The sequence below is a fragment of the Devosia sp. YR412 genome (genome assembly GCF_900110945.1).
Lineage (GTDB): Bacteria > Pseudomonadota > Alphaproteobacteria > Rhizobiales > Devosiaceae > Devosia.
Window position 1 is genome coordinate 288538 of sequence record NZ_FOFL01000003.1, and the last position, 18241, is coordinate 306778.

Below are 18241 nucleotides of genomic sequence, written 5' to 3' on the forward strand. Positions count from 1 at the left end.
TTGTTTCGCTCAAACCCGGCGGGCGCGGCCGTTGATGGTCTGGCCGTTGCGCTCGCGCATGTCGGCCCTGACCGGGATCGGCAGGCGGGAAACGATCCAGCCCACCATCATCGGCACCAGCACGATATCGTCGATCCAGCCGGCCAGCGGTATGAAGTCGGGGATGATATCGATCGGGTTGATGAGATAGAAGGCGACGAACAGCGTCGCGGCCTTCAGCATCAGCGGGGTTTCGGGCGCGAAGAAGGCCTTCCAGAGCTGGACGACTTCTTTGCGGAAGAGGACGAGGCGGGGGAGGAGCATCTTGAACATGCTCAATAAATGGTCCCGTTCCCGGATGGTTCAAGACCTCGGCGATCACATTGTCAGTTGATCAGCCCGCCTTTTTCCTTGAGCAGCTTTACGATGGCCATGGCATGGCCATGCCCGAGGCCATATTCGGCCTTCAGCCAATCGGTGATTACCGTGGCCTTGGTGCCCTTCTGGGTGAAGCCTTTTTCGGTGGCCAAGCGGATGAATTCGTCGGGGCTGACGCCGGTCTGGGCTTCGATATTGGTGAGATAGGCGGCAAAACTCATGGCTGGCTCCTCGCTGGCTTTTCGTAGCATCGACGCGTGGCGCTGCGCCAGTTCGACACGCTTGCGCTATCATCAATCAGAAACATTGCACGGATAGGCTGACAGGCTTATTTCTCCCCTCGAACAACTGAGGTGTTTCATGGCTGGCCCGGCAATGCGCAGGCAATCGGTAGGCGTCCACGTCGGCGGCGTGCAGGTCGGTGGCGGGGCCCCCGTGGTCGTCCAGTCGATGACCAATACCGATACGGCCGATATCGACGCCACGGTGAAGCAGGTGATGCAGCTGGCCCGCGCCGGCTCGGAAATCGTCCGCATCACGGTGGACCGCGACGAGTCGGCCGCTGCCGTGCCGATCATTCGCGATCGCCTGAGCTTCATGGGCTATGACGTGCCGTTGGTGGGCGACTTTCACTATATCGGCCACAAGCTTCTTACAGATCACCCGGCCTGTGCCGAGGCGCTGGCGAAATATCGCATCAATCCGGGCAATGTCGGCTTCAAGGCCAAGCGCGATACGCAGTTCTCGACGCTGATCGACATTGCCAATCGCTACAACAAGCCTGTGCGTATCGGGGTGAATTGGGGTTCGCTCGACGAAGAACTGCTCACCAGGCTGATGGACGAGAATGCAGCCTCCGAGGCGCCAATCACCGCCGCTGCCGTGCAGCGCGAAGCGATCATCCAGTCGGCTCTGCTCAGCGCCCAGCGCGCCGAAGAGCTGGGTATGGGACGCGACAAGATCATCCTCTCCACCAAGGTCTCGGATGTGCAGCACCTGATAGCGGTCTATCAGGACCTGGCGGCCCGCTGCGACTATGCGCTGCATCTGGGGCTGACCGAGGCGGGCATGGGCACCAAGGGTGTTGTCGCCTCGTCGGCCGCTTTGGGCATTCTCATGCAGCAGGGCATTGGCGACACGATCCGTATTTCGCTGACGCCCGAGCCGGGTGGCGATCGCACCACCGAGGTCAAGGTGGCGCAGGAATTGCTGCAGACCATGGGCTTCCGCCAGTTCCTGCCGGTGGTGGCCGCCTGCCCGGGTTGCGGGCGCACCACGTCCAACACCTTCCAGCACTTGGCCAAGGACATCCAGGATCACCTGACGGCCTCGATGCCCGACTGGAAAGAGCGCTATCCGGGCGTCGAGACACTGTCGGTGGCGGTGATGGGCTGCATCGTCAACGGTCCGGGCGAGAGCAAGCACGCCAATATCGGCATTTCGCTGCCCGGTACCGGCGAGACCCCGGCTGCCCCCGTGTTCATCGATGGCGAAAAGGCCGTCACTCTGCGCGGCGCCGATGTGGCCGACCAGTTCAAGGTGATGGTGGCCGATTATATCGAGCGCAAATTCGGCCAGGGCCAGAAGACGGCTGCCGAATGAGCCTGGAACCGCAACGCGACGGCAATTACCGCCCCCGCACCTTTCTCCAGGTGCTCTACGGCAATCCGCGGCGCTGGATCTATATCGGCCTGCTGATTGTCGTGCTGCTCGCCCTGCGCTGGACCGGCAATCTCTAGTCGCCGTTCGGCGGCACGCAGGCGTCGACCCATTTGTTGCCGCAGAGTTCGGCCAGCCGCGCGACGCTGAGCGTCACCGAGGCATGGGTATCGCCGCCGGCCGGAATCATCACGTCATAGACCTTGATCGAGACGTCGAGATAGATCGGCAGCGGGGCGGGCAGGCCGAAAGGGCAGACGCCGCCGACCTGGTGGCTGGTGAGGCGCAGCACGTCCTCGGCGCCCAGCATGCGTGGGCGGCCGCCAAAGGCGGTCTTGGATTTCTGGTTGTCGAGCCGGGCATTGCCGCGGGTGACCAGCAGGAATTCCTCGTCCTTGACCTTGATGCAGAGCGTCTTGGCGATCTGGCCGGGTTCGACGCCATGCACGGCGGCGGCGAGCTCCACCGTGGCGGTTGAGGCTTCGGTGACCTCGACGACGAGATCAGGCGCGCGCAGGGCGAGGTCGGCTTGGACGGACGCTAAGGACATGGAAAACTTTCAGAACAGGCTGGCGAGTTTGTCTTCAAACTTGAAGCGGGTCTTCTCGCGGATCGGGGTGGTCAGCGCGCGGCGCATGAAGGCCGGGTCGATCTGCTTGACCACATCGAGCGCCATCAGCTCGCTGACGGTGATGCGCTCACCGGCGAAGGGCGTGTAAATGACGTCCATGCCCGGCTCGACCGTGCCGGGCGTCAGCACGCGGCAATAGGCGCCGGGGCGGCCGGCGCGGTGAAACTTCTTGACCCACATCGGATCGCCCATCAGCGCGGCAAAGGTCATGCAGGGCGTGCGGTGATAGGTAACCTCCAACTCGACCGGCCCCATGGCAAAGCGATCGCCGATGGCAACGCTGCGGCCCTCGACGCCTGAGATGGTGAGGTTATCGCCGAACCAGCCCGGCTCGATGCTGCGGCCGAGCTGGTCGGCCCAATACTGATAGTCGTCGGCGAAGTAGACGTAGACCGCCTGATCAACTCCGCCGTGGTGCTTGCGGTCGCAGACGGCGTCGCCGCTCAGGCCCATGCGATCGATCACAGCGCTTTGCACTGGCGTCTTGATGATGCCGGTCAGCGGCTTGTAGCCCTCGATATGCCGGGCGGTGCCATGGTTGACGCTGAGAAGCTCAGGCATGTCAGTTCTCCCGGCTGGCGAAATATTTCGCCGTGGCGCGCAGGCCATCGGCCTTGGGGCCAAAGGTGCGCAGGGCAAAGAGGGCTTGATTGACGATTTCTGCGAGGCGCGCTCTGGCGCCATCGAGGCCGAGTTCAGCCACCAGGGTCTGCTTGCCGGCGCTGGCATCCTTGCCGGTTGCCTTGCCCATGGCCTCGGGCGTGGCGGTGACGTCGAGAATGTCGTCGGCGAGCTGGAAGGCGCGGCCGGCGGCTTCGGCATAGGCGGTGAGGACCGAAAGGGCGCGGGCATCGGCACCGCCCAGAATCGCACCCATGCGGACGCTGGCGCGGATCAGCGCGCCGGTCTTCATCGCCTGCATGGTGGAAATCTCGTCGCCGGAAAAGCCACCCTGTTCGCCCTCGATATCGCGCATCTGGCCGCCGACCATGCCGCCCGCACCCGAGCCGCGCACCAGTTCGGTGACCAGCGCAATACGTGTCGCCGGATCGGGATGGCAGGCAGGGTCGGCAAGCAGGCCGAAGGCGTGGGTGAGGAGGGCATCACCGGCGAGGATTGCCGTGGCCTCGTCATAGGCCTTGTGCACGGTGGGGCGGCCGCGGCGCAGGTCGTCATCGTCCATGGCCGGCAGGTCGTCGTGGATCAGCGAATAGCAGTGGATCATTTCCACCGCCAAGCCGGCAGTCAGCGCGCTTGCGGCGGGCACATTGAAGATGGCGGCCGCCTGGCGCACCAGCAGCGGCCGCAGGCGTTTGCCGCCCTCCAGCGCACCATGCCGCATGGCGGCGACGACGCGTTCGGCGGCCGGGCCGGGGCCGGAGAGACGCGCGACTTCGAGCTGCTGCGCCAATCCGGCTTCGACGTCCCTGGCGCAGTTGGCAATGTCGGCGGCGAAATCATACATGTGTCGTTGCTAGCCGGTTGATAGGAGCGGGGCAAGATGGCGCCTTTCCGTGGCGCCCCGCTTTGGCTATTGAGCCCCCATGGCACGACGCAAAGGCATCTGGCGGATCCTGCGGCCCATCGCAATGGTGGTGGGTCTGCTCATCGCCGTGCCGGTGGTGCTGACGCCGCTTTATCTGGTGATCGATCCCGTTTCCGTGCCGATGCTGGAACGCTATCTCACCGGCCGAGCGGTCGATCGCCAGTGGCGCGATATCGGCGATATATCCGATCGGCTGAAGGCCTCGGTCATTCTCTCGGAAGATGGCCAGTTCTGCCGGCATTGGGGCGTGGATTTCGGTGCGCTGCGCGAAGAAGTGGAACGCTATATGGAGGGCGAGGATGCGCGCGGCGCCTCGACCATCACCATGCAGGTGGCGCGCAATCTCTTCCTCTGGAACTCACCCAGCGTCATCCGCAAGGCGCTGGAAGTGCCGCTGGCGCTCTATGTCGATCTGGTGCTGCCCAAGCGGCGGATCATGGAGATCTATCTCAATATCGCCGAATGGGGGCCGGAGGGGCAGTTCGGCATTGCCGCTGGCGCCCAGCGGGCCTTTGGCATCACGCCACAAAATCTGGACTGGCGGAGGGCGACACTGCTGGTGACGGCTTTGCCCAATCCCATGCTGCGCCAGCCGGGGCGGCCATCACAAGGTATGCTGCGCATCGCGGGCATCATCGAGGGACGCGTCATGGAATATGGCCAGCGCGCCGCCTGCGTCGGTGACAACGGCCGGCTGGCGCTCTAGGCGGCCTGCTCCTGCGTCAGCAGGTCGGCCAGCGCCATCAACTGGCGATCGCGAATGCCGAGTTCGCCGAGATGGCGGGCGGTGTTGAGCACATAATCCACATTGCGACCCGAGAGACCGACGCCGGCCCGCACCATGGCGGCCTGCTGGTCGAGATCGAGCCGGCCGGCAAACTGCTCGTGGTTTTCATCGACGAGAAAGGCAAGCGCGCTGACCGTGCGGCCATCGGCCAGGCGCACCGGCCGCATCACGTCGCGATAGACGGCTGTGACCTGCTCGCGCTCCTGCAGATAGGCATAGACCTGGGCCCAGTCGCTGTCGGCCACTTCGAACACCATGCCGCGGCAGGAGCCGCCGCGCGCCAGGCCGAACACCAGGCCCGGCTGTTCCACCGTGCCGCGATGGTGGTGTGAAACAATAGACAGGCTGCGATGGGCGCCCTTGAGCAGGCCCTGTTGGGCCGAGACATGGGCAAAGCCCGGGTTCCAGATCAGGGACCCATAGCCGAAGACCCAATGGGTCGCTGTCGTTTCCAAATCGCGCATCGTCCTACTCTCAACGCAAAACCTAGGCAGACTTGCGGCGGCAAGCAATGGCCTGCCTGTCAGTTATGGGTCCTGCAGCGCCGGCGCCACCCGGATTTGACTACGCCTCTTTAGTCGACCGGCCGGTAAAGGTAAGACTGCCCGCCATGAAGAAGCGAATCATCCTCCTCGGCTCTGTCGTCATTGGTGTCATCCTCCTGTGGAGCGCGGCCTGGCTCGTGTTCGCCGGCATGATCAAGCAGAATATCGAAGCCATGGCGCTGGCCGATGGCGTGCTGACGCCGCGCGCGACCTGCGAGACGCTCAATGTTGGCGGCTTTCCCTTCCGCTTCGATGCCGATTGCGTCAATGCGCGGGTGGTCAGCGGCGATGTGGTGGTGGATGTGCCAGGGATTCGCGCCAGCGCGCTGGTCTATTCGCCGACCTTCATCCGCGCCTCGGCGCTTGGTCCGCTACAGCTGACCGACAATTTTACCGGCACGCGTAACAGCGTGGCCTGGGCCGGGCTGGAAGCGAGTCTCAGGCTCGACAACTGGCGCATCACGCGCGGCTCGATTTCGGGCACGGACATGGTGTGGAGCGATACGCTGTTCGGCGATGCAGTGATTGCGGAGAGCCCGCTGGTGGAGCTGCATCTGTTCGATATTCCCGAGCAGCATGATGCAGAACGGCATGTGTCGGCGCTGGCCGCCTATGCGCGGGCGCAGAATGCGTCATGGCCAGGCCTGACGCTTACCGACACCAATGCCGAGATCCAGCTCGAACTCAGCGGCCTGCCCGACGATGTACGCTATTGGGGCGATCCCATGCTGTTGCCGGCCCTGCAGCAGGCGGGCGGCAAGCTCAATATTGTCTCGATCCACGCCACCGATGGCGACTCGACGCTCGATGCCAGCGGCGAGCTCGGGCTCGATCCGCAGGCCATGCTGGACGGCCAGATCGCCATCACCTCCACCGGCGTTGCCGAGCGGATCGGGCCGATGATCGAGGAGCCGTTTCGCACACTGGTGCTCGGCACGCCGGGCGCCGATGGGGTCTACAGCAATCAGCTGACCTTCAAGGCCGGCGCGATTTTTTCGGGGCTTGTGCCCATCGCGAGCGTGCCGCCGCTGTATTAGCGTTCCGAGCGGGCCTTACCTTCGTGCCATTCGAGCGTAGCTCTCATGGCCTTGCCTGCTCAAATCGCTCCAATGGAGCGATTTGCCCCTGCGGGTCGCAGTCAAGCGTCCTCGCCGCCATCATGCTCGCGCACAAACGGAATGTCCGGCACCGGCGGGGCCTCGTGTGGGCGGCCAAAGTCGGGGGCGGCGGTTTCCTGGCCGGCCGAGATGATCGAGCGGCGGATGGCGCGGGTGCGGGTGAACATGGCCTCCAAGGCCGGTCCGTCGCCCATGCGCACCGAGCGCTGCAGCGCCGATAGGTCTTCCGAAAAGCGGCCGAGCATTTCCAGCACGGCATCGCGATTGGTCAGGAAAATGTCGCGCCACATCACCGGGTCCGAGGCGGCGATGCGGGTGAAATCGCGGAAGCCCGAGGCCGAGAATTTGATGACTTCGGACTGGGTGGCGGCTTCGAGGTCGGCGACCGTGCCGACGATATTGTAAGCCACGAGATGCGGAATATGGCTGGTGATGGCCAGCACCATGTCGTGGTGGGCGGCATCCATGCTCTCGACCTGGCTGCCCATGGCGCGCCAGAAGGTGGCGAGCTTTTCGATCTTGGCCGGATCGACTTCGGCGCCTGGAGTGAGAACGCACCAGCGGCCGGTGAACAGTTCTGGGAAGCCGGCTGACGGGCCGGAATGCTCGGTGCCGGCAAGCGGATGGCCGGGAATGAGGCTGATGTCTTTTGGCACAAGCGGCGCCAGCGTTTTGACCACGTGACCCTTGACCGAGCCCACGTCGGACAGGATGGCGCCCGGCTCCAGTGCGGGCGCGATGGCCTGCATGACGCCTTCATAGGCGCCAATGGGCGTGCAGATGATCACAAGATCCGCGCCGCGCACTGCTTCTGCGGCATCCAGCGTATAGATATCGCCCAGACCCAACTCGCGCGCTTCGTCGAGCGTTTCCAGCTTGCGGGTGGCGATGGAAATGACTTCCACCAGGCCTTGCCGGCGGGCGGCGAGGGCGATGGAGGAGCCGATCAGGCCGATGCCGATCAGGGCGAGTTTGCGAAAATGGACCGTCATGCGACCTTGACCAATGCCTTGAGAATGCCGGCGACGCCGCGCATCGCCTGTTCGGAACCGATGGAAATGCGCAGGGCATCGTGAATGCCATAGGAAGCGCCGATTTCGCGCACGATCAAGCCGCGCTCGCGCAGCGTCTCGAAGGCCAGCGCGGCGTGTTCGGCGTCTGGAAACAGCACCATGACGAAATTGGCCTGGCTGGGGATAACCCGGAAATGGTTGGATTCATCCAGTTCGGCCGTGATCCAGTCGCGCCATTGCGCATTATGAGCCTTGAGCTTGTCGTTGAACTCGCTGTCGCGTGCCGCGGCGGCACCGGCCAACTGGGCCGGCAAGTTGACGTTGAACGGGCCGCGAATGCGGTTGATGGCGTCGATGACGTGGTCTGGCCCGAACATCCAGCCTATGCGGGCCGCAGCGAGCCCCATCTTGGAGAAGGTGCGGACCATGACGACATTGCTCGCCTCGCGCACCAGGTCGGCGCCGACGGTAAAATCCTCGGCCGTCACATATTCGGCATAGGCATTGTCGATCACCAGCATGATGTCGGGCCGCAGGCCGGCATGCAGGCGCCTCACTTCGGCGTCCGGCAGATAGGTGCCGGTTGGATTGTTGGGATTGGCCAGCCAGATGATTTTGGTCCGGGGGGTGACTGCCGCCAAGAGCGCATCGACATCGGCGGTGTAGTCGTCCTCGTCGACCATGACGATCGCGGCGCCCGCTGCCTTGGTGATGATCGGATAGACCGAAAAGCCGTAGCGGTTCATCACCGCCTCGTCGCCTTCGCCGAGATAGCACTGCGCCAAGAGGTGCAGCAGGTCGTCCGAGCCATTGCCGCAGACGATCAGCGCCGGATCAAGCCCATGCACTTCGCCGAGCGCGGTGCGCAGCACGCGGCTCGACCCCTCTGGATAGATGTCGAGATGTTCGGACGCCGCGCGAAACGCTTCCATGGCCTTGGGGCTGGCGCCGAGCGGGCTTTCATTGGCCGACAGCTTGATCGAATTGCTCCCCGGCGCGCCGGACTTGCCGGGCAGGTAGGGGGCAATATCGAGGATACCGGGCTGTGGAACGGGGCGAAGAGGTGCGTCGGACATGATGCCAATCTGGGCGGAAAAACCGCGCGGACCATAGTCAAAGCCATGCGCGATGGCAAAGGAAAGCGTCAGCCCTGCCGCGCCGTAGCGGTGTTCATGCTGGGCACGCGGACGAAGCGTTCCTCGCGCTTGCGGCGGGGAATGGCCGGGAAGGCTTCCTTGCGGGCGCGCACGCAGATGACGCCGCTCATCGCCGGGCCGAACAATCGCCCGGCGCGCTCGAAGGCGCGGGTGGATTTCAGCACCAATGCGTTTTGCACCGGCGGCAGGAACAGGCCATCGCGCCAGGCTTCGGGCACGAAGCTGTGGTCGCGCAATAGCTTGTCGAGCTGGCTGCCGGAATAGGGATTGCCCTGGCCGAAGGGGGTATTGTCGCGCTGGGCCCAGATGCCGCGACGGCGCGGTACGACGATGATCAGCTGCCCATTGGGCGCCGTGATACGCCAGAGCTCGCGCATCAGCTCCTCGGCATCGGCCACATGCTCGAAGGCATGGATGGCGATGGTGAGGTCGACAGCGGCATCGGTCAACGGCATTTCCAGCGGATCGCACAGCACGGTATGGCTCGGGCCCTCGCGCGGCCAGGCCGAGGCGCCCTGCCGTGCCGGCATGAAGGCCAGCACGCGCTCGGCCTTGTCGAGGGCAAAGCGCAGATAGGGCGTCGCAAAGCCGAGACCCAACACGCGCTTACCGGAAACGTCCTCGGCCAGGCCCACGACCTGTTCGCGCACCAGCGTCCGCGAAATGCGGCCCAGTGGCGATTTGTAATAGGCAATGAGGCGGGTCACGTCGGCGGTCATGGTTCCAACTCTGCCGGTTTCGCGCGGACTTGTCCAATTGGCCGGTTGTCATGGGCAGGCGCTACCCCTAGCTATCGAGGCAAAGAGTTTTGAAGGAGCCGTGCCATGAGTCTGATCGTCGATGTATTTCCCGCGCGCAGCGATAATTTCGGTTACCTGGTGCATGACACGGCCACTGGCCGCACCGCCGCGATCGACGCGCCGGAAGCCGCGGCGATCAAGAATGCGCTGCTGCATCGCGGCTGGACGCTGAGCGATATTTTCATCACCCACCACCATATCGACCATGTCGAAGCCATCCCCGAGCTCAAGGCGGAGTTTGGTGTGCGCGTGGTCGGGCCGCGGGCCGAGGCCGACAAGATTGCCGATCTCGACGAACTGGTCGCCGGTGGCGAGACACTGGCGCTGGGCGAGACCGTGTTCCAAGTCTATGACGCGCCGGGCCATACGCTGGGGCAAATCGTGTTCCACGACGCGGCCGGCAAGCATCTGTTCACCGCCGATGCGCTGTTTTCACTGGGCGTCGGCCGCATGTTCGAGGGCACGCCGGGGCCGATGTGGGAAGGCGTCAAGGCGCTCCGCGCATTGCCTGACGATACGCTGGTGTATTGTGGCCACGAATATACCCAGAGCAATGCCAAGTTTGCCCTGTCGATCGACCCCGACAATGTGGCGCTGCAGAAGCGCGCAGCCGAGGTCGATGCCCTGCGTATTGCCGGCAAGGCGACGATCCCCTTCCTGCTCGGCGAAGACAAGGCGGCCAATCCGTTCCTGCGCGCCGATGCGCCGGAACTAGCCAAGCACTACGGTCTCGAGGGCGCTTCGCCCGCCGAAGTGTTTGCGGCCATTCGCAAGGGCAAGGATACGTTCTAGCCTAGACGCCTGATTTAACCATCTGACGCTTTTTAGGAGCCTAAAGCGTTAACAAAACGTTAGCATCTGGCACGAGGATTGCTCTTAATAGGGCATCGGGCCGGATGCTTTGTTTCATTTCGAGACAGATCGGCCCGCTTTGAGACAAAGCGAGGCTGATATGGCCAAGAGTGAGAAGGTGATTGCACTACCGGTGCCGCTTGCGGCGCCCGGTGCCAAGCCGTCGCTGGCCCGCAATCCGACCGCCGCAGCCTTTGTCAGCCAGCTTTTGGCGGAACGCGGCAACCTGCCGCCGCAGCGGGCGCGTCGGCGCGGCAATGCCGAGGGCGCCATCGGCGCTTATGCCGATGGTGCCAAGGTGACGGTCAAGCGCATGCCCCTGGGTTATCGAACGACGATCGTCGCCTAGCCCATTGTCACGTCGCGACCGGCGCTGGTGATCGATACCGTGAAGCCGGCGACGACGTCGATCAGCGCCATGACCATGAGCAGGAAGAACACCGAGCTCGAGGCTGCGCCGGCCAGCAGGAATTCGATCAGGAAAGCCACGAAGAGCACCATGGAGAGCATGTGCTCGACGATGGACGAGCGCCCGGCATTGGTCGATTTCAGCACTTCGATGAACAGGCAGACAATGCCGATCACCAGCAGGAAATCGCCGGCCGTGATGGCCCATGGCGTGCCGGATACCATGGGAATGGTGAAGAGCCCATTGGACCAGCCGGCGGGCGAGCCACCGAAGAACAGGAATGCCACGATATTGTAGAGCACGAAGGGCACGACCAGCAGCGGCGGGATGAAGGTCCCATTGCGACGCGTGGCATGTGGGGTCGGCATATAGACGGTTTCGGTCATCGGGTGGCTCCGGTTCGACGGAGCCACCATGCCAGAGGAATGCGAAATGAGAAAGGCGGCCGCTGGATGCCAGCGACCGCCTTCTGTTACTGGATGTCTGGTCTTACTTCTTGAGCTTGAGCGGCCCGACCATCTGTTCCGGCTTTACTTCGGCGTCGAATTCGTCGCCGGTGAGCAGGCCAAGCTCGATCGCCGTCTCGCGCAGGGTGCTACCATTCTTGTGGGCGGTCTTGGCGATCTTGGCGGCATTGTCGTAGCCGATCTTGCGGTTGAGCGCGGTGACCAGCATCAGCGACTTGTTGACCAGCTCGTCGATGCGCTTGCGGTCGGGCTCGATGCCGACGGCGCAATTGTCGTTGAACGACTTGGCACTGTCCGCGAGAAGCCGTACGGCCTGCAGGAAGTTATAGGCGATGACCGGCTTGAAGACGTTGAGCTCGAAATTGCCCTGCGATGCAGCAAAGCCAATGGCGGCGTCATTGCCCATGACATGGGCGACGACCATGGTCATGGCCTCGGACTGGGTCGGGTTGACCTTGCCCGGCATGATCGACGAGCCGGGCTCGTTTTCCGGAATGGTGATTTCGCCCAGGCCCGAACGCGGACCGGAAGCCAGCCAGCGCACGTCATTGGCGATCTTCATGAAGGCCACGGCCAACTGCTTCAGCGCGCCGGAAGTGCCGACAAAGGCGTCGTGGCCGGCCAGCAGCGCGAATTTGTTGGGGCCGGTGACGAAGTCATGGCCGGTCAGCGTGGCGATTTCCTTGGCCACGGCCACGGCATAGTCGGGGTGGGCGTTGAGGCCCGTGCCGACGGCCGTACCGCCGAGCGCCAGCTCCTTGAGCTGGGGAATGGTCGCCTTGATGGCGGCGATCGCGTAGTCGATCTGGGCGACCCAGCCGGAGATTTCCTGGCCGAGCGTCAGTGGCGTCGCGTCCTGCAGATGGGTGCGGCCGATCTTGACCACATCCATGAATTCTTCCGACTTGGCATGCAGCGTATCGCGCAGCAGGGCGACACGCGGGAACAGATAGTTTTCCAGCGCCTCGACGGCGGCGATATGCATGGCGGTGGGATAGGTGTCGTTGGACGACTGGCTCATGTTGACGTGGTCATTGGGATGCACGGGTTTTTTGGAGCCCATGGTGCCGCCGGCCAGCTCGATGCCACGGTTGGAGATGACCTCGTTGACATTCATATTGGACTGGGTGCCCGAACCGGTCTGCCAGACGACGAGCGGGAAGTGATCGGCAAGCTTGCCGGCAATCACTTCATCGGCCGCGGCGACGATCAGGTCGCGCGTCGCTTCATCGAGCAGGCCAAGCTTGTGGTTGGCCAGGGCCGCGGCTTTCTTGAGCACGCCAAAGGCCGTGACGATTTCGGTCGGCATCTTCTCGCCGCCGATGTCGAAATTCATCAGGCTCCGGGCCGTCTGCGCGCCGTAGTATTTGTCGGTCGGGACCTCGATCGTGCCCATGGTGTCCGATTCAACGCGCATGCTCATAAAGTCACTCCCGGATTGGCCGCTTCAAACGCGGCTTGATAACAGCAAAACGGCCGACCCTCAGTGAGGATCGGCCGTCGCAATATCATAGATCGAGGGCAGTTTGCGCCTCGTCTTTGGAATTAGTTCTTGGCCGCGAGGACCTGACGACCGCGGTACATGCCGGTCTTGAGGTCGACGTGGTGCGGACGGCGCAGCTCGCCCGAATCCTTGTCTTCGACATAGGAACCAGCGGAAAGGGCGTCGGCCGAGCGGCGGAAGCCGCGCTTCATCGGCGAGGTCTTGCGTTTTGGAACTGCCATGGTCGGTACTCCGAATTCAATATCGTTGCGCCGCCAGAGCGGCCCAGAGAATTCATCTCTGAAGGGGTTGGTGGCGTCTATAGAGGAAGACGAAGAGCTTGGCTAGAGGCTTGTGAAAGAGTCGTCACACTAACTCTGCGCCGCCAAATCAGGCCGCCTGCGCGCCCTGCAGCGGCTCAGCACCTTCGAGGTCCCAGATGGTAGCGAGGCGTTCGGCATTACCGGCCGAGAGCACGCGGAAGACGCGGTCGGCGCAGTCGAGCGCCAGGCGAAACCGCGTGCGGCTCATCGGATCGGCGACCAGTTCATCGGTCGAGCCGACCCACATGACGTGGCTACCCTTGGCCAGCACAAAGAGCTGGGCTTCATTCATGGCGAAGCGTTCGAGATTCTCGCTGAGCAGGCCATAGGTCTGGCCGGAGCGGCCCTGCCAATTGCTGTGGCGGCCAAAGCCGTGAACCAGAACATTGCTATCGACAATTCCAGTCATTTCACGCCCCACAGATGACATCTGCCCAATGAGAACAAAATTAGAACAAAACACAAGACATGTCAAGCGCCACTGCGCATGACCTCAATATATATGTTAGTGTTCGCCAAAAGCGTCAATATGTAGTGGTTATGGGGTGTTTGCCTGGGCCTGGCGCAGCGCATCGACCTTGGCCTGAAATTCCGGCGTCAGCGGCCGGCCGAGGCCACGATCGACGGCTTCGAGAATCAGCTGATTGGAATGGGTTTCGATGGCGGATTTGAGGCGTTCCATGAAGACGTCGGCCGAGAGACCGGCTTCGATGGCTGGGAGGAACTTGCCCTCGGCCGTGCCTGGCCAGATCATCAGGCTATTGCGGCCCCAGAACAGGCCGGAGTTGAGCGCCACCGGCACCACCGGGACATTGAGCTCCATATAGAGCCGCACAATGCCCTGACGATAATCGGCCGGGGCCAACGGCGCCTTGCGGGTGCCTTCGGGGAAGATGACGATGCGGCAGCCACGTTCGACGGCGGCATGGGCCTGCGCCATCATCAACGGAATGGCTTCGGCGCCCTTGCGGCGATCGACTTCGATACAGTCGAGCGAGCGGGCGGCCCAGCCGAAGAAGGGAATGCGCATCAGCTCCTTCTTGACGATATAGGCGGGACGGCCGGCATGCGGGAAAATGGCGAAGACATCCCAGTCGCTCTGATGCTTGCTGGCAATGATACAGCCGCCTTCGGGGATGTTTTCCTGCCCGGTCATCCTGGTTTTGACGCCGGCCAGATAGCGCAGGAATTTCAGGTTCGAGCGGCACCAGTATTTGGCCATGGCCCAGCTCAGCGGGGTGCGGCCGCTGATCAGGGCGATGATGCCCAGCGTGATGGCGACGATCGCCGTCTGGCCGATGAAGATGAAATAGAACACGGCCGTACGCAGGGCCTGGATCGCTGCCATTCTCAATTCCTCCGCCGCGTCGCCGGGGCGAACGGGCTTAGCGCCCGATCCCGGCGAGATGCTGCCGCAGGCTGTGGTACTGGTCCGGGGGAAGGACCCGTTTCGGGATCACCCTATATAGGCGATCGGACTCGAACAGAAGAATAGTTCGCTTGTCCTCGCTCCAGCGCAGGAAATGGCTCCACGGCATGTCGAAGGCGCCATATTCGGTATCGGCGGTCAGGTGTTCGCTCGTCCAGCGATAGGCCAGCTCGCCCTGCAGCGAACGCTGCTGCCGAAAGGTCCGGCGGGCCGCCACGGGCATGATGACCTGCATCACCGCCGCTGTGGCGGCAAAGGGGGCGAGGGATAGCGCCAGCAGGAAACCGGCATTATTCTGCAGCGCCTGGGGATCACCCATGGCCGGGCCGAGCGTGAGCCAGGCGACGAGCGGGAGGATGATCAGCCAGAGTAGCACAAGGCCGATCATGGTGCGGCGCTGGGTCAGGCCCGACCAGCCATAGAGCTGGCCCGCCGCAACGAGATCGTCTTCAGTCAGGCGAAACCGCGCGCTGGCGCAGTCTGGCATCAGGAGGTTTCAGCCAGGAAGCGGCGCACGGTGACGCGCGAGGTGATGGCAGTGAGCGCCGCGATGACCGGAACCACCGCGGCGATGCCGATAATGCCGGCAAGGCCCAAAGCAAAGCGGCCGAACAGCACGCCAACCTGCGCGCCGGCTTCGCTCGACAACATGCCGCCGGCCGCCGTTCCGATCAGGGTGAAAAACAGCACCGCCGCAACCGTGCCCAACAGCCCGCCCTGCAGGCCGATCGAGAGAAACCGCCCCTGGAATTCCCCGGCAATGAATTTGTTGGAGGCGCCGATATAATGCAGCACGTCGACGATTTCGCGATTGGTCGCCATGGCGCCGCGGGTGGCAAAGACGATGGCCAGCACGGTCGCCGCGCCGATCAGAATCAGCACCAACAGCCCCGAGACCACGATGGTGCCGGCCATGGTGTTGAGCTGCTGTCGCCAGGCGGCATGGGTATCAAGGCTGGCGCCCTTGATGGCGCCGAGATTGCGCTCCAGCCCTGCGATATCGGCATCGGCCGGATCGGCCAGTTGCACCACGACGAGGCGCGGGATTTCGATGGCGGTCAGATCCAGCCCGGCGCCGAGCCAGGGCTCGAGCAGGGCCTGGCTTTCCTCGACGGTGATGGCGCGGGCCGAGGCCACGCCGGGGGTGGACTGGGCCAGCGACACGGCGGTGCGCAGATTGCTGTCCATCACCTCGCCCTCGACCGGGCGGATCTGGATGGTCACCTCGCGGCCGACATCGGCCGACCAGGCAATGGCGGATTTTTGCACCAGCACGACGCCGCCGAGGGTCACGGCGGAGAGGAAGCTCATGATGGTGATGAGCAGCAGCAGGGTGCGGCCGGCAACGCTCTTTTCGGGAACGATGGGGGCGGCGCCCTTGCGGGCTGGGATCAAGGCCCGGACGCGCTCAATCATGGATGGTGAGCTCCCCCTTTTGCAGCAACATGCGCGGATAATTGAACTTGTCGAGCAGCGGCAGCTCGTGGGTGGCCAGAATGATCGTCATGCCCAGCGTGCGGTTGAGCTCGGCAAAGAGATGGACCAGGCGGCTCGACAGGTCGGGATCGACATTGCCGGTGGGCTCGTCGGCCAGCAAAACTTTTGGTCGGGCGATGACGGCGCGGGCAATGGCGGCGCGCTGTTTTTCGCCGCCCGACAGCAGCGAGGGCAGGGCATTCATCCGCTCGCCAAGGCCGACCCATTCGAGCAGTTCGGTGACATTGGGCCGGTATTCGCTTTCCGGCTGACCCAGCACGCGCAGCGGTAGCGCCACATTCTCGAAGGTAGTCAGATGATCGAGCAGGCGGAATTCCTGGAAGACGATGCCGATATGGCGGCGCATCTGCAGCAGGCGATCCTGGCTGAGATTGCTCACATCCTCGCCAAACATCGTCACCGTGCCGCGGCTGGGTTTTAGCGACAGCAGCAGCAGGCGCAGCAGGCTGGTCTTGCCGGCGCCGGAGGGGCCGGTGAGGAAATGAAACGAGCCCGGCTCGACCGAAAAGCTCAGGTCCCGCAGGATTTCCGGACCATTGCCGTAGCGCAACCCGACATTGGAAAACTCGATCAAGAGGGCAGGCTCCCGGAAAGGTCCGCAGACGAGGCGAATCATATGTTGTGCGCATCATAACAGCCAGAAGCCCGGCATGCGCATGATGGGCCTCATGGCGGGACGAAAGCGGCACAAATGTGGTGGATTGTCAGCGCCGTGCGCAAGGTTTGAGGAGTTTTAACCCCCGCTGGATAGTGTCGGTCTTCTGTAACTGCGTTCCAATGCGTCTGGCCCGATGATCATCACCTGTCCACACTGCCAGACCAAGTACCAGGTGACCTATGAGGCCATCGGGTCGGCTGGTCGCAAGGTGCAATGCGCGCACTGCCAGCAGGCCTGGCAGCAGGTGCCGCTGGACAAGGAAACGCCCGGCACGCCCGAGCAGAAAAAAGCCTCCGAGGTCATCACCGAAGACGGTCTCGACGACGCCATGGCGGCCGAGGAGCACAAGGTTGCCTCGGAAGTCGCCAAGCGCCTGGCGATGGAAAAGCTCGAAAAAGCCGCCGAGGAGGCGCAGCACAAGGCGTCTGCCGCCGCGGGCAAGATTGAAGCCGCCGTCATGCGCAAGCGGCAGCGCGATTTCTCCAAACGCCAGAATGCGCGCGTCGCCGACCTGCCGCTGGCAAAGCTGCGGCGGAGCCTGCGCATCGGCGGGGCTTTGGCACTGGTTGGCATTGCCGCGACCGCCTATTTTGGCCGCGTCCAGGTGGTGGAAAAGTTTCCCGCCATGGCCGGCGTCTATGAAGCCGTGGGCCTTGGCGTCAATGTGGTGGGTCTCGATTTTTCCAATGTGACGACGCTGCAGTCTTTGCGCGACGGCAAGGAAGTGCTGTCGGTTTCGGCGCAGATCGTCGGGCTCCAGCCTGATCCGGTCGTCGTGCCGGCGGTTGTGGTGACCCTGCTCGATAGCCATGGGCAGGGCGTCTATGAGTGGAGCGTCACCCCAGCGGTGCGCGACCTGATGGCCGGCGAACGCGCCACCTTCGATACCCAGCTGACGCTGCCGCCGGGCGAAGCCTCCAGCGTGCGGCTGAGCTTTGCCGGCGGACATAGTATTCCGATCGTCGCGGGCGGAGGAACCCCGGCCACCGCGTCATCGATCGAGCATGATGCGCCGACAGGCCATGCCGAACCGGCGGGCCATGAACCAGCGGCGCCTGCCGCCGCTACTGAACACACACCGACCCCGGAGCATCACTGATGGCCCGCATTCTAGTTGCCGAAGACGATCCATCGGTGCGCGCCTTCGTGGTGAGCGCCCTGACCATGAAGGGTCATGAGGTCGTCGCCGAAGAAGATGGTGGCCTTGCCGCCGAAACCGCCGATGCCGAGAACGGGCGCTTCGACCTGCTGCTCTCCGACATCAAGATGCCGATCATGGACGGCATCGGGCTGGCGCTGCATGTGGCGGCGAAATATCCCGAGATCATCATCGTGCTGATGACCGGCTTTGCCGACCAGCGCGAGCGGGCGCATGGCCTCGATGCTCTGATCTATGACGTCATCACCAAGCCCTTCACCCTCGCCGACCTGTTGCAGAAGGTCGATGACGCGCTGGCGGGCAAGCCGGTCGAAGTGGTGTCGCTCGCCCGCCAGGCGCGCGAGCAATAGG

25 protein-coding genes are annotated in these 18241 nt (G+C 63.5%); 8 read left to right on the forward strand and 17 right to left on the reverse strand.

The features are described from left to right. Positions 1 to 9 precede the first annotated feature (9 nt). Together BM045_RS12580 and BM045_RS12585 are read right to left on the reverse strand one after the other, a co-directional pair. Positions 10 to 312, reverse strand: a complete 303-nt coding sequence (locus tag BM045_RS12580; RefSeq protein ID WP_092183781.1) for a YkvA family protein — start codon at positions 310 to 312, stop codon at positions 10 to 12. Positions 313 to 365: 53 nt separating this feature from the next. After that, a complete protein-coding gene (locus tag BM045_RS12585) occupies positions 366 to 578 on the reverse strand; it encodes a DUF4287 domain-containing protein (protein WP_092183783.1) in 213 nt (70 codons plus the stop codon). A 139-nt stretch (positions 579 to 717) separates the two neighbouring features. Here BM045_RS12585 and ispG point away from each other — a divergent pair, with 139 nt between their 5' ends. Both ispG and BM045_RS18930 read left to right on the forward strand, forming a co-directional pair. Beyond that, the gene (gene ispG, locus BM045_RS12590; RefSeq protein ID WP_092183785.1) at positions 718 to 1959 is read left to right on the forward strand and encodes a flavodoxin-dependent (E)-4-hydroxy-3-methylbut-2-enyl-diphosphate synthase; all 1242 of its coding nucleotides are present in this window, start codon (positions 718 to 720) and stop codon (positions 1957 to 1959) included. Continuing rightward, positions 1956 to 2096, forward strand: coding sequence for a hypothetical protein (locus BM045_RS18930; protein ID WP_170848493.1), 141 nt, complete (start codon positions 1956 to 1958; stop codon positions 2094 to 2096). The genes ispG and BM045_RS18930 overlap by 4 nt, the downstream gene beginning before the upstream one ends. Here the strand turns inward: BM045_RS18930 and BM045_RS12595 are convergent. Genes BM045_RS12595 through BM045_RS12605 form a run of 3 tightly spaced genes read right to left on the reverse strand, consistent with a single transcriptional unit; the run spans position 2093 to position 4112 of the window. Next, positions 2093 to 2566, reverse strand: a complete 474-nt coding sequence (locus BM045_RS12595; RefSeq protein WP_092183786.1) for a YbaK/EbsC family protein — start codon at positions 2564 to 2566, stop codon at positions 2093 to 2095. The genes BM045_RS18930 and BM045_RS12595 overlap by 4 nt on opposite strands. A 9-nt stretch (positions 2567 to 2575) precedes the next feature. After that, a complete protein-coding gene (locus BM045_RS12600; protein ID WP_244522987.1) occupies positions 2576 to 3208 on the reverse strand; it encodes an MOSC domain-containing protein in 633 nt (210 codons plus the stop codon). A 1-nt stretch (position 3209) separates the two neighbouring features. Further along, positions 3210 to 4112 (reverse strand): polyprenyl synthetase family protein, encoded by a 903-nt coding sequence (locus tag BM045_RS12605; RefSeq protein WP_092183790.1) that lies wholly within the window; start codon positions 4110 to 4112, stop codon positions 3210 to 3212. Between the two features lie 79 nt (positions 4113 to 4191). On the opposite strand from BM045_RS12605, the gene BM045_RS12610 reads away from it, so the two are divergent. Continuing rightward, positions 4192 to 4899, forward strand: coding sequence for a transglycosylase domain-containing protein (locus tag BM045_RS12610; protein WP_092183792.1), 708 nt, complete (start codon positions 4192 to 4194; stop codon positions 4897 to 4899). Here the strand turns inward: BM045_RS12610 and BM045_RS12615 are convergent. Next, positions 4896 to 5444, reverse strand: coding sequence for a gamma-glutamylcyclotransferase (locus BM045_RS12615; RefSeq protein WP_092183794.1), 549 nt, complete (start codon positions 5442 to 5444; stop codon positions 4896 to 4898). The two genes, BM045_RS12610 and BM045_RS12615, sit on opposite strands and share 4 nt — an antisense overlap. Positions 5445 to 5590: 146 nt before the next feature. On the opposite strand from BM045_RS12615, the gene BM045_RS12620 reads away from it, so the two are divergent. After that, positions 5591 to 6562 (forward strand): DUF2125 domain-containing protein, encoded by a 972-nt coding sequence (locus BM045_RS12620; RefSeq protein ID WP_170848494.1) that lies wholly within the window; start codon positions 5591 to 5593, stop codon positions 6560 to 6562. Between the two features lie 101 nt (positions 6563 to 6663). Here the strand turns inward: BM045_RS12620 and BM045_RS12625 are convergent, their stop codons facing one another. The 3 genes from BM045_RS12625 to BM045_RS12635 form a co-directional block, all read right to left on the reverse strand. Then, entirely contained in the window at positions 6664 to 7635 is a 972-nt protein-coding gene (locus BM045_RS12625) for a prephenate/arogenate dehydrogenase family protein (protein WP_092183798.1), read from the reverse strand. After that, complete coding sequence (hisC, locus tag BM045_RS12630; RefSeq protein ID WP_092183800.1) at positions 7632 to 8732, reverse strand: histidinol-phosphate transaminase; 1101 nt, start codon at positions 8730 to 8732, stop codon at positions 7632 to 7634. The genes BM045_RS12625 and hisC overlap by 4 nt, the downstream gene beginning before the upstream one ends. Before the next feature lie 68 nt (positions 8733 to 8800). Continuing rightward, positions 8801 to 9532: a class I SAM-dependent methyltransferase gene (locus BM045_RS12635; RefSeq protein ID WP_092183802.1), complete on the reverse strand. Its 732-nt coding sequence runs from the start codon at positions 9530 to 9532 to the stop codon at positions 8801 to 8803. 105 nt (positions 9533 to 9637) lie between these two features. Between BM045_RS12635 and gloB the strand changes: the two genes are divergently transcribed. Next, positions 9638 to 10405: a hydroxyacylglutathione hydrolase gene (gene gloB, locus BM045_RS12640; RefSeq protein WP_092183804.1), complete on the forward strand. Its 768-nt coding sequence runs from the start codon at positions 9638 to 9640 to the stop codon at positions 10403 to 10405. A 160-nt stretch (positions 10406 to 10565) separates the two neighbouring features. Next, positions 10566 to 10814 (forward strand): hypothetical protein, encoded by a 249-nt coding sequence (locus BM045_RS12645; RefSeq protein ID WP_092183806.1) that lies wholly within the window; start codon positions 10566 to 10568, stop codon positions 10812 to 10814. Here BM045_RS12645 and BM045_RS12650 read toward each other — a convergent pair. The 8 genes from BM045_RS12650 to ftsE form a co-directional block, all read right to left on the reverse strand. Continuing rightward, on the reverse strand, positions 10811 to 11242 hold the full coding sequence (locus tag BM045_RS12650; protein ID WP_092184190.1) for a hypothetical protein: 432 nt from the start codon (positions 11240 to 11242) through the stop codon (positions 10811 to 10813). The two genes, BM045_RS12645 and BM045_RS12650, sit on opposite strands and share 4 nt — an antisense overlap. A gap of 121 nt (positions 11243 to 11363) precedes the next feature. Next, positions 11364 to 12764, reverse strand: a complete 1401-nt coding sequence (gene fumC, locus BM045_RS12655) for a class II fumarate hydratase (protein WP_092183808.1) — start codon at positions 12762 to 12764, stop codon at positions 11364 to 11366. A gap of 122 nt (positions 12765 to 12886) precedes the next feature. After that, complete coding sequence (gene rpmF / locus BM045_RS12660) at positions 12887 to 13066, reverse strand: 50S ribosomal protein L32 (protein WP_092183810.1); 180 nt, start codon at positions 13064 to 13066, stop codon at positions 12887 to 12889. Between the two features lie 148 nt (positions 13067 to 13214). Beyond that, entirely contained in the window at positions 13215 to 13556 is a 342-nt protein-coding gene (locus BM045_RS12665; protein ID WP_092183812.1) for a hypothetical protein, read from the reverse strand. 129 nt (positions 13557 to 13685) lie between these two features. Next, positions 13686 to 14495 (reverse strand): lysophospholipid acyltransferase family protein, encoded by an 810-nt coding sequence (locus BM045_RS12670; protein ID WP_092183814.1) that lies wholly within the window; start codon positions 14493 to 14495, stop codon positions 13686 to 13688. 37 nt (positions 14496 to 14532) lie between these two features. Then, positions 14533 to 15063, reverse strand: coding sequence for a YcxB family protein (locus BM045_RS12675; RefSeq protein ID WP_092183815.1), 531 nt, complete (start codon positions 15061 to 15063; stop codon positions 14533 to 14535). After that, a complete protein-coding gene (locus tag BM045_RS12680; protein ID WP_092183816.1) occupies positions 15063 to 15992 on the reverse strand; it encodes a cell division protein FtsX in 930 nt (309 codons plus the stop codon). The genes BM045_RS12675 and BM045_RS12680 overlap by 1 nt, the downstream gene beginning before the upstream one ends. Continuing rightward, positions 15985 to 16647, reverse strand: a complete 663-nt coding sequence (gene ftsE, locus BM045_RS12685; RefSeq protein ID WP_092183818.1) for a cell division ATP-binding protein FtsE — start codon at positions 16645 to 16647, stop codon at positions 15985 to 15987. Before ftsE ends, BM045_RS12680 begins: the two co-directional genes overlap by 8 nt. Positions 16648 to 16864: 217 nt before the next feature. Between ftsE and BM045_RS12690 the strand changes: the two genes are divergently transcribed. Both BM045_RS12690 and BM045_RS12695 read left to right on the forward strand, forming a co-directional pair. Next, a complete protein-coding gene (locus BM045_RS12690; RefSeq protein ID WP_092184192.1) occupies positions 16865 to 17830 on the forward strand; it encodes a zinc-ribbon domain-containing protein in 966 nt (321 codons plus the stop codon). Beyond that, positions 17830 to 18240, forward strand: a complete 411-nt coding sequence (locus BM045_RS12695) for a response regulator (protein ID WP_092183820.1) — start codon at positions 17830 to 17832, stop codon at positions 18238 to 18240. Before BM045_RS12690 ends, BM045_RS12695 begins: the two co-directional genes overlap by 1 nt. Position 18241: the final 1 nt, after the last annotated feature.

Coding starts and splice junctions, on each gene's coding strand:
- BM045_RS12580 (WP_092183781.1), bottom strand. CDS start 312: ATGTTCAAGATGCTCCTCCCCCGCCTCGTCCTCTTCCGCAAAGAAGTC.
- BM045_RS12585 (WP_092183783.1), bottom strand. CDS start 578: ATGAGTTTTGCCGCCTATCTCACCAATATCGAAGCCCAGACCGGCGTC.
- ispG (WP_092183785.1), top strand. CDS start 718: ATGGCTGGCCCGGCAATGCGCAGGCAATCGGTAGGCGTCCACGTCGGC.
- BM045_RS18930 (WP_170848493.1), top strand. CDS start 1,956: ATGAGCCTGGAACCGCAACGCGACGGCAATTACCGCCCCCGCACCTTT.
- BM045_RS12595 (WP_092183786.1), bottom strand. CDS start 2,566: ATGTCCTTAGCGTCCGTCCAAGCCGACCTCGCCCTGCGCGCGCCTGAT.
- BM045_RS12600 (WP_244522987.1), bottom strand. CDS start 3,208: ATGCCTGAGCTTCTCAGCGTCAACCATGGCACCGCCCGGCATATCGAG.
- BM045_RS12605 (WP_092183790.1), bottom strand. CDS start 4,112: ATGTATGATTTCGCCGCCGACATTGCCAACTGCGCCAGGGACGTCGAA.
- BM045_RS12610 (WP_092183792.1), top strand. CDS start 4,192: ATGGCACGACGCAAAGGCATCTGGCGGATCCTGCGGCCCATCGCAATG.
- BM045_RS12615 (WP_092183794.1), bottom strand. CDS start 5,444: ATGCGCGATTTGGAAACGACAGCGACCCATTGGGTCTTCGGCTATGGG.
- BM045_RS12620 (WP_170848494.1), top strand. CDS start 5,591: ATGAAGAAGCGAATCATCCTCCTCGGCTCTGTCGTCATTGGTGTCATC.
- BM045_RS12625 (WP_092183798.1), bottom strand. CDS start 7,635: ATGACGGTCCATTTTCGCAAACTCGCCCTGATCGGCATCGGCCTGATC.
- hisC (WP_092183800.1), bottom strand. CDS start 8,732: ATGTCCGACGCACCTCTTCGCCCCGTTCCACAGCCCGGTATCCTCGAT.
- BM045_RS12635 (WP_092183802.1), bottom strand. CDS start 9,532: ATGACCGCCGACGTGACCCGCCTCATTGCCTATTACAAATCGCCACTG.
- gloB (WP_092183804.1), top strand. CDS start 9,638: ATGAGTCTGATCGTCGATGTATTTCCCGCGCGCAGCGATAATTTCGGT.
- BM045_RS12645 (WP_092183806.1), top strand. CDS start 10,566: ATGGCCAAGAGTGAGAAGGTGATTGCACTACCGGTGCCGCTTGCGGCG.
- BM045_RS12650 (WP_092184190.1), bottom strand. CDS start 11,242: ATGCCGACCCCACATGCCACGCGTCGCAATGGGACCTTCATCCCGCCG.
- fumC (WP_092183808.1), bottom strand. CDS start 12,764: ATGAGCATGCGCGTTGAATCGGACACCATGGGCACGATCGAGGTCCCG.
- rpmF (WP_092183810.1), bottom strand. CDS start 13,066: ATGGCAGTTCCAAAACGCAAGACCTCGCCGATGAAGCGCGGCTTCCGC.
- BM045_RS12665 (WP_092183812.1), bottom strand. CDS start 13,556: ATGACTGGAATTGTCGATAGCAATGTTCTGGTTCACGGCTTTGGCCGC.
- BM045_RS12670 (WP_092183814.1), bottom strand. CDS start 14,495: ATGGCAGCGATCCAGGCCCTGCGTACGGCCGTGTTCTATTTCATCTTC.
- BM045_RS12675 (WP_092183815.1), bottom strand. CDS start 15,063: ATGCCAGACTGCGCCAGCGCGCGGTTTCGCCTGACTGAAGACGATCTC.
- BM045_RS12680 (WP_092183816.1), bottom strand. CDS start 15,992: ATGATTGAGCGCGTCCGGGCCTTGATCCCAGCCCGCAAGGGCGCCGCC.
- BM045_RS12690 (WP_092184192.1), top strand. CDS start 16,865: ATGATCATCACCTGTCCACACTGCCAGACCAAGTACCAGGTGACCTAT.
- BM045_RS12695 (WP_092183820.1), top strand. CDS start 17,830: ATGGCCCGCATTCTAGTTGCCGAAGACGATCCATCGGTGCGCGCCTTC.